A 14,017-nucleotide genomic window follows, 5' to 3' on the forward strand; every position below is an offset into this window, starting at 1 on the left:
CCCAGGCTTAGCCTGCAGGTGGCCCATGACCTGTGGGAGCATCTGTCCCCCCAGGCATCAGACCTGTGTCTTACCGAATGCGCGGGCTGCATGATGCAGCTGGCCTCCACCGCTCCCCGGGGGACGAAAACGGCCCACTGGCTGGATCTTTTCCAGAAGTGAGCCACTAAAGCATTTGACTAAATCCCGGTCAGTTTATATTCAGCCTAAATATACTTTTGCTGCAGCACTGGTCCACTTGGGCCGGCCTGATCCCCTGTTCCGGCTTTAAACGGACCGGCTTTTTTCTACAAACTTCAACCCCGGAGGAAACTGGGTCTTGTCCTTATACAAGTGCCTGCTGGTGGATGCGGGCAATTCCAGCATCAAACTGGCCCTGGCCGGAAAAAAAGGCCTTGGGCCCTCTTTTGAGCTGCCCACAGACATACGGGAGACCTCGGACTCTCTGGGACTGAAAATCCTTGCCTTTTTTGAGCAGGAGCAGGTAAAACCTCAGGATATTCATGCCTGGCTTGCAGCATCTGTAGTGCCGCGCCTGAATCCGGTAATAAAGCGCGCAGGAAAAAAAATCTGCAGCTCAGAGGTGTACCAGGTACCCGGAGACCTGCATCCGGACATAAACAACCGCTACCAAAACCCGGGAGAACTGGGCGCGGACCGCTTAGTGAGCGCTTTTGCCGCCCGCAGGATATATCCGGGTGAAGGGATAATCGTGGTGGATTTCGGAACCGCCACAACTTTTGACTGCATCATAAAAAAAGACTATAGTGGAGGACTTATCTGTCCCGGTATTTTTTCTTCGGTGCAGTCCCTCAGCACACTAACGGCCAGGCTGCCCTGGTTCTCCACGGAAGAGGCCGGAGATACCCTGGAAATATGCCGAAGCACCACCCGGGGGCTGGCCCAGGGGACGGTTTTCGGTTTAGCCGCCATGACCGACGGGCTCATCTCAGGACTCAAAGAGCTCATGCCCGCAGATACCATGGCAGTGGCCACAGGCGGAGGAGCAGCCGCCGTGACCCCTTTTTGCACAAGCGTGGACAAAATACATCCGGCCCTGTTGCTTCAGGGACTGATGTTTACAGCAATAGACAGTAAAATTTTATAACCCAAGGAGTAAAGACATGAGCGTAATTTCTGATATCCTGGCCAGGCAGATACTTGATTCAAGGGGCAACCCCACCATAGAAGTTGAGGTGGTTCTGGAATCCGGCATCATCGGACGGGCGGCAGTTCCCTCGGGTGCTTCCACCGGCTCCCGCGAAGCCCTGGAACTAAGAGACGGCGAAAAGGCCTATGGGGGCAAGGGCGTATCCCTGGCCGTAAAACACGTAACCGAGGACATTGCCGGCGATCTCATCGGCATGGATGCCCTGCGCCAGGTGGAGATCGATGAGTTCATGATCGACCTGGACGGCTCTGAAAACAAGTCCAAGCTTGGGGCCAACGCCATCCTGGGGGTCTCCATGGCCGTTGCCCGGGCCGCGGCCACCTACACAGGCCTGCCCCTGTATCAGTATATCGGCGGGATCAATTCCAAGGTCCTCCCGGTGCCCCAGATGAACATTATAAACGGCGGTGCCCACGCAGCCAACAATCTGGACATTCAGGAGTTCATGGTCATGCCCCTGGGTGCCAGCACATTCTCCGATGCCCTGCGCATGGGTGCCGAGACCTTTCATACCCTGAAAAAGCTTCTATCCAGGGATGGCTTATCCACCACAGTGGGGGATGAGGGAGGTTTCGCCCCCAATTTCAAAAGCAATGCCCAGGCCTTTGAATACATAATAAAGGCCATTGAGGAAGCCGGATATCAGCCTGGATCGGAAATCGCGCTGGCCATAGACGCTGCAGCCTCGGAATTCTACCGGGACGGCAAATATCATCTCACCGGGGAAAACAAAATTCTCACCTCGGATGAAATAATCGATTACTATCAGGAGCTGGCCAAGAAGTTCCCCCTTATAAGCATAGAAGACGGGCTGGCTGAAAGCGACTGGGAAGGCTGGCGCAAGTTCACCTCCATGGCCGAGGACACCCTGCAGATAGTAGGAGACGACATCTTTGTCACCAACCCCTCCATTCTGGCCGAAGGCATCACCACCGGGGTGGGCAACTCCATTCTCATCAAGCTCAACCAGATAGGGACACTGACCGAAACCATGGACACCATAGAGATGGCCAAGTCATCCGCCTATTCCACAGTCATTTCCCACCGCTCCGGGGAGACAGAGGATTCTTTCATCGCCGACCTGGCGGTTGCAGTAAACGCCGGTCAGATCAAAACCGGCTCCGCCAGCAGAAGCGACCGCCTGGCCAAGTACAACCAGCTACTGCGCATCGAGGAGGAACTGGAAGAGCAGGCCATTTACTTCGGCCCGGCCATCGCCCTGCAGTGGTTCGGCAAGGAATAACCAGACAGTGACTTGCGGGCGTGCGGCACGAGTGGCGTTTAGAGTGGCAGGCTGCAAGCAGACAGTACTGAAATTCAGGCATTAAGGCCTGGTGCTTGTTTACGTCTCTTTGCAGCTGCCACCCTGCATCCGCAAGACTGTTCTTTCCGGATGCAGAACCCATGGGCCTTCTCTACAGAACCAGGCGCATTATTTCAGCGTGGTGCATGCCGCATGGTGCCGCATAAAGACAGGCTTTCCTGAAAGGTACTGAGTATAATGGACCTCTACACCAGACAACAACTACCTGGGCCTCTCAGCTTTTCTAAATAGCGCTGCGCTTGCTCTTTCTGCCTTTTTCCCCTTGCACTGCCTGTCAAAAGAGAAAAAGGCGTGTTTATGCCTGAATGCAAAGCTCAAAATGGAAAATATCCCCCGATGAACAATGATAAATGGCTAAGCAGGATACTGGGACTGGTATGCAGTGTTTTTGACGGCTATTCCACTGTCCTTTTTCTGCGTGATCCGGGCCGGGATATTTGCCGGATAGCTGCAAGCTTCAGCCTGGGCGATTCCATAAGTACCGGGTACGAGATCAAAACAGGGACCGGCCTGGTGGGGTGGATCGCCAAAAACGACAAGCCCCTGCTGATAAACAACTTCGACCGGGACGAGGGCTGTCTTGGTTATTACCCGAGGGAGAGCGAGTCCAAGATCAAGGCATTCATGGGTTGTCCCCTGCCCCAGGAGGCGGGAGTGCTCTGCGTGGACAGCAAAAAAACCTATTCTTTCAGTGACAAGGATCAAAAAATCCTTTATCAGTTCGCCCAGCTTGTCCAGGATATCCGCCAGGGCTTGATGCAGGCGGATCACAGCCTTAAGAGCCGGGAATATTACAGATACCTGGCCCTTATCCAGGAACTGAGGCAAAGGGTGCCTAAGTGGAGATCCTTTCTGCAGCAGCTCCTGGAACTGCTCAGTCAATCCACCGGTTTTTCCCACTGTTTCATGGCGGCCAGGGATGAACGGGGGGAAGGCTACTTTATTGAGGGCCTGCAGCAGGAGATACTGCCCAGGGTCAACCTGAAGGAACACAAGTTCAATATCGATTCCGGGCTGCTGGGGTGGGCCTTTAAGCACGGTTCACCGGTTTTTTCCGGCCTGCATGAAGGACCGGCGGGCCTGCCTCTTTTCGGCAAGGAAGTCCCTGCCAAGCAGTTCAAGTCGGTTATCTGCCTGCCCCTGGTGGTGCACAGAAAGACCAGGGGACTTCTGGTACTGGCTGATACCGGGGCCCTGCCCATAGATGAAGAGTTAAAGGGATTTGTATACATGGTTGGCGATTACCTGGGTCTGTTCCTGGAAAACCTGTATCTCAAAAGCCGCGTAAGCTGAACATTAATCCTTAGTGAGGCCTGTTGATGTTTATTTCCAAGCTGTTTTCCCTCTTCGGCAAGAGCCTGGCCATGGACCTGGGTACAGCCAATACTTTGATGTATACACCCAGGGACGGTATTGTCCTCAATGAACCTTCTGTGGTGGCCCTGGATTCCAGGGACGGCAAAGTGCTTGCCGTAGGCCGTGAAGCCAAGGAGTTTCTGGGACGCACCCCCCAGAGAATAGTGGCTATAAGACCCATGAAGGACGGGGTCATCGCAGATTTCGAAGTCACCAATGCCATGATCTCCTTTTTCATCAAGAAGGTTATCCACGGGTTCAACCTGGTCAAACCCAAAATGGTCATCTGCGTTCCCACCGGTATAACTCAGGTGGAGAAAAGGGCGGTCATCGAGTCCGGGCTGCAGTCCGGGGCCCGGGAGGTGAGGCTGGTGGAAGAGCCCATGGCGGCAGCCATCGGAGCAGGCATGAGCATCGAGGAGCCCCTGGGCAACCTGGTTGTGGACATAGGAGGCGGGACCACAGAAGTGGCAGTGATTTCCCTGTCTGCAGTGGCTTATTCCGAGTCTGTCCGGGTGGCCGGAGACGAGATGAACGAGGCCATTCAGCGTTTTATCCAGGAAGAGTTTCAGCTCCTGGTGGGGGAGAACATGGCGGAAAATATCAAAATGAACATAGGCACGGCTTATCCCCCGCCGGAACCCATGACCTTCAGGGTGCAGGGCAAGAGAATCGTGGACGGCAACCCGGCAGCAGTGGAGATAAACGACGCACAGGTACGCGAGGCTATACAGGAGCCTGTGCGGGCCATTGTCCACGCCGTGCATCAGGCCATGGAGAAGACTCCGCCGGAACTGGTTTCCGATATTGCTGACAATGGCATTCTTCTGGCTGGAGGCGGCGCCCTGCTCAAGGGGCTGGACCAGCTCATAAGCAAAGAGGTCCAGGTAAGGGTGCAGGTGGACGAGGAGCCCCTGACCACTGTACTCAGGGGCACGGGAAAGGCCCTGACCCAGGAAAAAAAGTATTCTTACGTTTTTATTAATTAGCACTACAGCGAAACTTATAAAATTTTTCAACCTGTCTAAACTGGGGACAGTCCCGCACCTACTTGATTTCTCAACAAGATTTAGTGATTTCATGAAATCATTCCCAAGTAGGTGCGGGATAGTCCCCGGAGGTCAATAAATAAGTTTCGCTGTAGTGTTAACCTGTTTGTCGTGATGTATTCAGAGCTTACCTGAAAAAAAGTCCAAGTCTCCAGAGGTAGACCAGCCAGGGGGTCACGGTCTCCGGGTTCTCCTGGATAAGCATGGAAAGCTCCCGGGAGTCCAGGAGCAGGCCATCCCGGTTTTTTTTAAGGCTTAAGACCCTTAACTTACGGATCCTTCCAGCGTTGAAGACATATACAAACTCGTAGTTTGTTTCCCTGCGGCCGTCTACAAGGGATACCAGCCTGAAGCCAGCCAGCCTGAGACCGGTTCTCTCCCTTAGTTCCCTGCTGGCTGCTTCCTGCACCGCTTCCCCTGCCAGTACATGCCCTGAGGCCGGCAGATCCCACCTGCCACAGTAGGGTGGTTCGGACTCAGTTCGTTTTTGAAGGTATATCAGGCCTTGCCGGTCATAGAGGGCCACGGCTACGGACCGGTGGTGCAGACCGTGAAAGTGCACCTGGCTTTCCGGGAAAACACCCAGGGGGCGATTTTTTCCATCCACCACTTCCAGAATATTCCGGCTTGTTGTCGTAGAAAGCATGCTGGTCCTTTCTGTTTTCTGTTTGCATCAGACCACAGGATCCATCCCTTTTCAGGAAGAGCTATACCTGATAGTACACCTGTCGTGCACAACTGTCACCCGGCTTTTGACCGCAGCCTTCCTGGAGATGACAGAGGACAGTGAGGAGCTCGGGTGTTTTTTTGTGCAGGCAGCTATTGGTCAAAACTAAAGACAACAGGTGCATTGAGGTTTTTGGCCCGGTTCAGAAGGATGCTGATCCGGGATGATCCATTATCTTTTTGAAAGTGATATTGACGCAGGTGCTGATTGTATTAATTATCAATAGTGAAATGGTTTGCAGGTAGCAAAATGTTTAACCTCTGAACCCAATTCAGGGTGAGCAAAGAAGGAGAGAATGAAAAGACTGGATATGGACTGTCTGGCGGCAATCAACTTTGAAATCAGGTGGAGCAGCCCCGAGGCCGTGCATCGTGAGCATTTCATGGCCAGGAAGGCTAACATGTGGCGCGATATTTTCCCGGCAGACTTGAAAGAGGCTCTCATGGGGCAGCCAGCGGGGGGCGAGGCGGTTGTTTCGTGCCGGCCTGGAGAGGCTGTGCCCGCCCGCTCCGGACAGGATATTCTGTCCACCAGGCCGCAGAATTTTATGCGCCGCGAGTTCCTTGGCCGGAATGTAGAGCCGGCCAGGGGCCGGTTTTACCCCAGGGGTATGCTTGCCGGAGCTGGTTTTTTCAGTACGGATATGCGGCCCTGCCGCATAACTGCCCTGGACGAAAAAGAATTAAGAGTTGACTGCGCACATCCCTTAAGCGACTACAATGTGGAAGTAAGGGCCAGGCTGGAAGACCTGGCCACCAAGGAATGCGAGATCGGGGGGAGGATGAATCACTGGATGGAAGAAATCCTGGGCAGCGGCCCTGGAATGCAGGCCAGGACGGGGAATGCCCCCACGCAATTCGCCCATGCCCATGGATTTGAGAGAAACGACTCCATGGACGATGCCCGGTTTAATTCTTCCCCGCGCTTTATTGACCATATAGATGCCCGGGCCCGTGGTTTTCTGGCCGGAGAGTATGCCCGGGAACTTGAGCCGGATATGAAGGTCCTGGATCTCATGAGCAGTGTAACCTCCCACGTGCCGCAGGACATGCAGCTCCAGGTGACCGGCCTGGGCCTGAATCCGGAGGAAATGCAGGCCAACCCGGTTCTGGATTCTCACGTGGTTCACGACCTGAACCGGTACCAGGAACTACCATTTAACGATGAATCGTATGATGCTGTCCTGTGCAGCCTGTCCGTGGAGTATCTGACCAGTCCCTGGGCCGTTGCCCGGGAGGTGGCCAGGGTCTTGAGGTCCGGGGGGATATTCATGGCGGGCTTTTCCAACCGATGGTTTCCTCCCAAGGTTGTCCGCCTGTGGCAGGAACTGCACGAATTTGAAAGAAGCGGATTCGTCCTGGATCTTTTGCTGCAGACCAATAGTTTCAAGGACCTGGAAAGCATAAGTATCCGCAACTGGTGGCGTCCGGAGGATGACCCCCACACCGGGCAGACCTGGGTCAGCGACCCGGTTTATGTGGTCAAGGGACGAAAGATCTAAGGCGGGCCATGTCCGCAACCCAGGTTGAAAGGTTGCACCAAGAAGGGCATGAAGATCTCAGGGAAAAAACCTTCGGGTCTTGAACTACATGCCCTTCACCTGTCCCATGAAATACCCAGCACTCACTTTAAAGATTTTGGTCTCAGCATAAGCAAAATAATGGGAAAGTGAGTGCTGGGTCCAGCTCAGCTGGATTTCATCGGGATGCTCTTCATGGTTGATATGCAGAAAAACAGCTGGTCTTTTATCAGGGTCAAGCCAGGGGCACTGTAAAGCTAAAGGTGCTGCCCTTACCGGGTGTACTGTTTACCCGGATTTTTCCGCCCTGCATTTCAACAAATTCCTTACAGAGCAAAAGTCCCAGGCCGGTTCCCTTTTCTCCCCCGGTGCCTTTTCTGGAAGTGGTTCTGTCCAGGACAAACAGCCCGGACAGGGTCTGTTCGTCCATTCCAGTGCCGGTGTCTTCTACGTGTACACTGCACTCGGAGTTTTCTATTTCTGCCGAGATCCTGATTCGTCCCCCGGCAGGGGTGAATTTGACTGCATTGGACAGAAGGTTTCTAATTACCGTGTCCAGCATACGCCTGTCTGCGTAAACCATCAAACCGGAATCAACTTCGGACTCAATGCTGATATCCTTGTTCCCGGCGGGTGTCTTGACCATGCGTATGCTTTTATCCGCTGCACCGGCAAGGGAGACATCTTCAGGTTCACATTCAATGGCCCCTTTCTGTATGCTGGCCCATTGCAGCAGGTTTTCCAGAAGGTCCTGCAGATTTTCTGTGGCCTTGTGCATCTCTTCAGCCACTTCCCTTAGATCCTGCTGGGAGAACTGATCCACTTCTTCAGCCAGCATGCGGGTAAACCCCATAACTCCTGTGAGAGGAGACCTTAGGTCATGGGCAATTATGGAAAAGAACCTGTCCTTTTCATCCAGCAACTGCTGCAATTGTTCATTTTTACGGTTTATTTCCTGCTCAGCCAGCACTCTGCCAGTTATTCCCCCCAGGTGCCTGGCTATTGCATGCAAAAGCCTCCACTCTTCCTGGAGAAAAGGTCCGTGGTCAGCGCGGGGTTTTTCCTGCAGGTAGGCCACGGTTATATCCCCCAGGGTCTGAGCCCCAGTGGTGAATTCAACGCTCATCTGCCACGGGGTTTCCTGGAAGCCTGGAGTAGAAAATACTTTCCCCCCGAAAGTTATGCGGGCGGCAGTGTCTTCGGGGTACTGCCATCCCGGGGGTATGGCTTCCACTGCCTGCTGCAGGAACGTATCCAGGGTGGTATCCTTTTTAAAGGCACTGGAAATTTGATAAAGACACTGCTGCTCCTTGACCCTTTCCTGTAGCCTGACCTCAGCATCTTTTTTAGCGGTAATGTCCGTGACAAAGCCCTGATAATAGATGACATCACCCTTTTCATCCCTGACTGCGCGCACATTCCTGGATACCCAGAACATGCTGCCATCAGGGCGTCTGAAAAGGGACTCGTAATTTTTGACCTCTCCGCGGCTCTCCAGGACCCGCTTGAATTCTTCCCTTTCTTCAGGATAGACGTAAACTTGGGAGGCGATATCATTTACCGCAGTGATGAGCTCTTCAGAGGTGTTGAAGCCGTGCATCCTGGCCAGGGTGGTATTGGCTGTAAGATAGCGTCCATCAGGAGTGACGGTGAAAATTCCTATGGGAGCCTGTTCAATGGTGTCCTGGTAAAACCTGATCAGATCCTGCTGATCCTGGCTCAGGGAACCGGGGTTGTGCTGGTGCATTTTTTCTCCGAGAACTGCCCAGCCATGCTCAAGCCATGGTCTGGATAATTCGTTTACATATCAGCCTGCAGGGGCGTTGCCGTTTTTTCCGGGCACGCCTGCCCTGATTTTAAACCCGGGTACAGACTGGTGGAGTTGAGCGCTCATGAGCTGATGCAGGTCTTTGAACCTGCCTGACTCCAGCTTTTATTTATACTTTTTAAAACCGCCAAAAAGACCGTCTGCCAGAATACAAGGAAAAAATCAATTCCTGCATCCGGGGGTATGGCAGGTGCGGGTAACCATTCGGGGGTGGGTGTCTGCAATCGCCACAGAGGATAGACTTGATGCGTACTCCGCAACCGTGAGCGGCAAAGCCGCCCGCCTGTCCCGTGAAACAAACGTAGTTTCAGCGTAGCTGGTTTCACTGGGATGTGCAACGAAGTTGCCCGTGCCAAAAAAATCTTCTCCGGCACGGGAAGCCTTCAGCTTCACACCCGACTAAAATGCGCTTTGCTGTCCTGCGGAATTTTAGCGGGCAGGCGGGTGCTCCGCACACACGGTTTTTAAGCATAAAGAGTTCTGGAAAGATTTTCCTGCCTGTCACTCAGGATGCTTTGCATGCTTCCTGCTACCCTGAAGGGTTACGATGCGGGGCAGTCCCCGGATTTTAAAAAAACAGGTTGCGCTGTAGTTTTAAGACTTTTGTCATTTCTGCATGTTGAATTCTGCGGCAGAATGTTTTATTTTTTTAAAATAAACGCTGATTAGATTGACAGTTGATGAATAAAGCCAAGGAGTGGAAAATGCAATTTATTGACGATCTGGATGTTTCCGGGAAAACAATCCTTATGCGGGTGGACTACAATGTTCCTTTAAAAGACGGCCGGGTTCAGGACGATTCCAGGATCCAGGCTTCTATTCCCACCATTGAATATGCTTTGCGCCAGAATGCCAGGATTGTGCTCTGCTCCCACCTGGGCAAGCCCAAGGGCCAGGTCAGGTCAGAGCTGTCCCTGGCACCTGCTGCAGAGAGGCTAAGTGCCATCCTGGGCAGAGACGTTGCCCTGGCTCCGGACTGCATCGGGGAAAAGGCTCTGGAAATGGTGCGCTCCCTTGAACCGGGGCAGATACTCATGCTGGAGAACCTGCGCTTTCACCCCGGCGAAGAAAAAAACGACGATGAATTCAGCCGAGAACTGGCCAGGATGGGTGATATTTACGTCAATGACGCCTTTGGTGTGAGTCACAGGGCTCATGCTTCGGTGGTGGGGGTAACCCGGCACGCACCTTCCTGCTCAGGGGGACTGCTTCTAAAAAAAGAATGGGAATATCTTTCCAAGGTTGGCGATCCGGCCAGGCCATTCGTGCTTATAGCCGGGGGAGCCAAGGTATCCTCCAAGCTGGGGGTCCTGGAAAACCTCATGCACAAAGTGGATACCATGCTCATCGGCGGGGCCATGGCCAACACTTTTATCAAGGCTCAGGGTTATTCAGTGGGCACTTCAAAAGTGGAGGATGATCTCCTGGACAAGGCCCGGGAAATCATGCAGAAAGCCATAGAGAACAAGGTGCAGTTTTACCTGCCCGTGGATTTCATGCTGGGTGAGGGTCCTGATGCTGAATCAGCAGAGGGGGTCTGCCCTTTCCAGGGAATACCTGGGCATCTCATGGCCCTGGATATAGGACCTGCCACATGCACCCTTTTCTCCGAAGTCCTGCACAAGGCCAGCACTGTTATCTGGAACGGCCCCATGGGCGCATTTGAAAACCGCCCCTTTTCCCAGGGTTCCAGAAATATCGCGGAGCTGGTCTCCGGGCTGAAGGCCACCACCATGGTCGGTGGCGGGGATACCGACTCCCTGATCCACGAACTGATGCTGCAGGACAAATTCAGCTTTATCTCCACCGGGGGCGGATCTTTCATGGAATTTCTCGAAGGCAAGACTCTCCCCGGCTTCAAGGCCCTGGAAGAGTGCAGCAGCAAATAGAAGGAGTAAGGTATGCCCAAAAAACTCATGGCCGCCAACTGGAAGATGTTCAAAACCTGGGAGGAAGCCAGGCAGACCGCCAGGGAGCTGGTGGTAGCCGTCAGAAACGACCTGCCCGATGACCGGGAAGTCTTGCTCTGCCCGCCATTTACCGCTCTGCGGGGGGTCAGCGAGATGCTCATGCAGCAGGAAGGCTTTTATCTGGGCGGGCAGGATTTTTATCCAGCTGAGCAGGGAGCCTTTACCGGCGAAATAAACCCGGACCAGCTCCTGGATGCCGGCTGCAGCTATGCCCTTGTCGGGCACTCGGAGCGCAGGCATGTACTCGGGGAAAAAGATGACTTCCTCGCTTCAAAAGTGGCCTTCGGCCTTCAGAAGGGACTGAAGGTCATCCTGTGCATAGGCGAGACTCTGCAGGAGCGCAAGCATGGACAGGTACAGGAGGTGCTTCATGCCCAACTGGAACATGGGCTCAAGCATATTTCCACGGGTATTTCGGCAGAGCACCTGGCAGTGGCTTACGAACCTGTCTGGGCCATAGGCACCGGTGAAACCGCCGGCCCCCCGGAGATACAGGAAGCCCACGACCTGGTCCGGGAAAAGCTCAAAGGTATTCTCAAGCAGGGGGAGGCAATCCGCATTCTCTACGGCGGCAGCGTCAAGCCGGAAAATACCGCTTCCATAATATCCCTTGACAATGTAGAAGGGGTTCTGGTAGGTGGTGCAAGCTTAAACGCTGATAAATTTTCGCAAATAGTACTTGCGTAAGCATATGGAGGTAGTTCCTTGCAGACATTGATTGTAACTCTGCATCTTATATCCTGCGTGGTCCTGGTGGTCCTGGTTCTGCTGCAGTCCGGGCAGCAGGGCATGGGAGTCATATTCGGGGGAGGCGGCGGAAGTCTCTTCGGAAGCGGCGGCGCAGGCGGAATCCTGGCCAAGCTGACGGTAGCGGTGGCCATCATATTTTTTTGCACATCCCTTACTTTTACATATATGACCGCCAAGCAGCATGAGACTCAACCCAGTGAAATTGTGCAGCAACATGAGGAGGAAAGTTCCCGGGATTTTCCTCTGCAGAGCATGAGACCGGACAGTGAAGACGGAAGGGAGACATCAGGCCCGGTTTCCAGTCAGTGATCCCTGCAGCTTTTTAAATCGATACACGCCGAAGTGGTGGAACAGGTAGACACGCTATCTTGAGGGGGTAGTGGGCACCGCCCGTGGGGGTTCGAATCCCCCCTTCGGCACCATCAACAAGTCCAGTCGAGTCAGACTGAATTAATAAAGTCAATAAATTCAGAGCTTAAGCCCGGGCATCCTGTCCGGGCTTATTTTTTGGGTGCTGCCGGTTCTGGCCTTAGTCAAACCTGCATCAAAGCCGTGCAGAAGTTTTGAGCCTGGAGCAGTCTGTCATGCTGACCTTTCCCGCCCTGGCAGATTGTAACCATTCAGGGGGTCCTCGGTGTTGATTACTGGCCTTTTGTAAGCCCTTCTTGACACCCGGCATGGTCATTTTATTTTTTGAGGATGAAACAGAACATGACAGAAAAGGACATAAAATCCAGCCGGAGCAGGGTTGTTCTGGACACAAGCATACTGACCAATCCTGAATCCAGGCAGTATTTCGGAGAAGATCTGCCCTCAGCCATTAAAAAGATATGTTTTCTGGTCCAGGAATGCGGTTTTGAGCTTTATATTCCTTCTTCGGTTTTCAAAGAGCTCTCCAACTTTGTGCCGGCAAAGGAATTGACAGGACTGCGTATTCTTGCCGTTGTCCGCAATCCCGACCTGTACAATCTTCAGGTCCCGGCGGCCATATTCCATGCCTTTATCCACAAGCTGCGCCAAAGGGTGAACAAGGGCCTGCAGGTAGCGGAAAAGGCCATTGAAAGGGATAACCTCCCGGAAAACATCCGCTGGGTTCGGCAGCATTACCGTGAAGCCCTGCGCAGCGGAATTCTGGACAGTACAGAAGACCTGGAGGTAGTGCTTATGGCCAGGGAAGTTCAGGGACTGGTTCTCACCGAAGACCAGGGTATCTGCAGTATGGCTTCAGATCTGGGTCTGGAGGTTTTCAACGCTCTGGATTTTGTCCACTACTGTCAGGGCGTCATGAAGGAGGATGACTTTGCTCGACCAGGATCAAGGAATTGAACACAATGAATACAACGGACTGGTTTATTCCAGGCAGAGAAAGGACAGTTCCTTCCCCCGGGGCACGGTACATCTATATAATGAGGATCAGAGCCGTCCAGGCAGAAGCATAACAGGGTTTCCGCACATCAAAAGGACTTACCACCTGCATGCCGGAATCAAAAGGCTTTTCAAAAACGATTCCTTTAAGGCCGAAGAAAAGCTGGACGGATACAATCTGCGTGTATTCAGCCATGCAGGACGACTTCTGGCCGCCACCAGGGGAGGCTTTATCTGCCCTTTCAGCACCGAATGGGCCGGTATATGGGCTGAAGAATACGATCTGGATGGTTTTTTCAGAGATTATCCCGGGCACTATCTGTGCGGGGAGGTTCTAGGGGATAACCCTTACAACCGCCAGCGCGGCGTTGATCTGTCTCCGGGAGCCCATTTCTTTGTATTTGAGGTCTGCAAGCCCGACGGCACCTTTTTGCCTGTATCCACCAAAGAAGAACTGCTGCGTGAATATGGACTGCCGGCAGTGAAAGAACTGGGCACCTTTAATGCGTTGCAGGGTGAAGAACTTTATGCTCTTCTTCGCGACCTCAACTCCCGGGGCAAGGAGGGCGTAGTGCTCAAGTCACCCGATTCCTCCAGGCGGATGAAGTTTGTCACTCCGGAATGCGATATCCAGGATATCAAGGACGGCCTCGAGGTCGGGTTTGATCTGGATATGGGTTTTTTTCAGAGCCGATACATGCGGGTTGTTTATTTTGTTCAGGAGCTCGGCCTGGATAAGGACGAATACTCCCGGAAGCTGGGGCGGGCATTTATGGACGGCATTCCAGTATCAGAGAATTACCAGGGTGCCAGGGAAGAATACACCGTATATCTGTCCAGCCGTAACACCTGGCAGTCCTTGCTCAGCATGCTCATAAGCCAGATCAAAATCAGGACGCTGGAAACATCCTGGCAGCATGTCCGGGGCAGGGAAATGCTCAAGGTGCGCTTTGCCAGG

12 protein-coding genes and 1 tRNA gene are annotated in these 14,017 nt (G+C 53.4%); 11 read left to right on the forward strand and 2 right to left on the reverse strand.

Annotation, left to right across the window (positions count from 1 at the left end):
- The first annotated feature begins 319 nt into the window (after positions 1 to 319).
- The 4 genes from D5S03_RS13495 to D5S03_RS13510 all read left to right on the forward strand — a co-directional run bounded on the left by D5S03_RS13495 (position 320) and on the right by D5S03_RS13510 (position 4,840).
- Positions 320 to 1,108: a type III pantothenate kinase gene (locus D5S03_RS13495; protein ID WP_008869960.1), complete on the forward strand. Its 789-nt coding sequence runs from the start codon at positions 320 to 322 to the stop codon at positions 1,106 to 1,108.
- Between the two features lie 16 nt (positions 1,109 to 1,124).
- Positions 1,125 to 2,414, forward strand: a complete 1,290-nt coding sequence (gene eno / locus D5S03_RS13500) for a phosphopyruvate hydratase (protein WP_008869961.1) — start codon at positions 1,125 to 1,127, stop codon at positions 2,412 to 2,414.
- 417 nt (positions 2,415 to 2,831) lie between these two features.
- Positions 2,832 to 3,788, forward strand: coding sequence for a GAF domain-containing protein (locus tag D5S03_RS13505; RefSeq protein ID WP_287044446.1), 957 nt, complete (start codon positions 2,832 to 2,834; stop codon positions 3,786 to 3,788).
- 26 nt (positions 3,789 to 3,814) lie between these two features.
- Entirely contained in the window at positions 3,815 to 4,840 is a 1,026-nt protein-coding gene (locus D5S03_RS13510) for a rod shape-determining protein (RefSeq protein WP_008869963.1), read from the forward strand.
- A 187-nt stretch (positions 4,841 to 5,027) separates the two neighbouring features.
- On the opposite strand, the gene D5S03_RS13515 is transcribed toward D5S03_RS13510, so the two are convergent.
- Entirely contained in the window at positions 5,028 to 5,546 is a 519-nt protein-coding gene (locus D5S03_RS13515) for an NUDIX hydrolase (RefSeq protein ID WP_008869964.1), read from the reverse strand.
- A 376-nt stretch (positions 5,547 to 5,922) separates the two neighbouring features.
- Between D5S03_RS13515 and D5S03_RS13520 the strand changes: the two genes are divergently transcribed.
- On the forward strand, positions 5,923 to 7,128 hold the full coding sequence (locus D5S03_RS13520) for a class I SAM-dependent methyltransferase (RefSeq protein ID WP_287044447.1): 1,206 nt from the start codon (positions 5,923 to 5,925) through the stop codon (positions 7,126 to 7,128).
- 253 nt (positions 7,129 to 7,381) lie between these two features.
- Here D5S03_RS13520 and D5S03_RS13525 read toward each other — a convergent pair whose 3' ends face one another.
- Positions 7,382 to 8,893, reverse strand: a complete 1,512-nt coding sequence (locus tag D5S03_RS13525; RefSeq protein WP_287044449.1) for a sensor histidine kinase — start codon at positions 8,891 to 8,893, stop codon at positions 7,382 to 7,384.
- Positions 8,894 to 9,678: 785 nt separating this feature from the next.
- Here D5S03_RS13525 and D5S03_RS13530 point away from each other — a divergent pair.
- The 6 genes from D5S03_RS13530 to D5S03_RS13555 form a co-directional block, all read left to right on the forward strand.
- A complete protein-coding gene (locus tag D5S03_RS13530) occupies positions 9,679 to 10,863 on the forward strand; it encodes a phosphoglycerate kinase (protein WP_008869968.1) in 1,185 nt (394 codons plus the stop codon).
- Between the two features lie 12 nt (positions 10,864 to 10,875).
- Positions 10,876 to 11,631, forward strand: a complete 756-nt coding sequence (gene tpiA / locus D5S03_RS13535; protein ID WP_008869969.1) for a triose-phosphate isomerase — start codon at positions 10,876 to 10,878, stop codon at positions 11,629 to 11,631.
- 18 nt (positions 11,632 to 11,649) lie between these two features.
- The gene (gene secG, locus D5S03_RS13540) at positions 11,650 to 12,003 is read left to right on the forward strand and encodes a preprotein translocase subunit SecG (RefSeq protein WP_008869970.1); all 354 of its coding nucleotides are present in this window, start codon (positions 11,650 to 11,652) and stop codon (positions 12,001 to 12,003) included.
- A 27-nt stretch (positions 12,004 to 12,030) separates the two neighbouring features.
- Positions 12,031 to 12,116, forward strand: a tRNA-Leu gene (locus D5S03_RS13545).
- Positions 12,117 to 12,405: 289 nt separating this feature from the next.
- A complete protein-coding gene (locus D5S03_RS13550) occupies positions 12,406 to 13,020 on the forward strand; it encodes an RNA ligase partner protein (RefSeq protein ID WP_008869971.1) in 615 nt (204 codons plus the stop codon).
- On the forward strand, positions 12,995 to 14,017 hold a 1,023-nt coding region (locus tag D5S03_RS13555; protein WP_287044451.1), incomplete at its 3' end, for an RNA ligase. The genes D5S03_RS13550 and D5S03_RS13555, both read left to right, overlap by 26 nt.

This window comes from Desulfonatronospira sp. MSAO_Bac3, from assembly GCF_003838035.1.
Classification (GTDB): Bacteria; Desulfobacterota; Desulfovibrionia; order Desulfovibrionales; family Desulfonatronovibrionaceae; genus Desulfonatronospira; species Desulfonatronospira thiodismutans.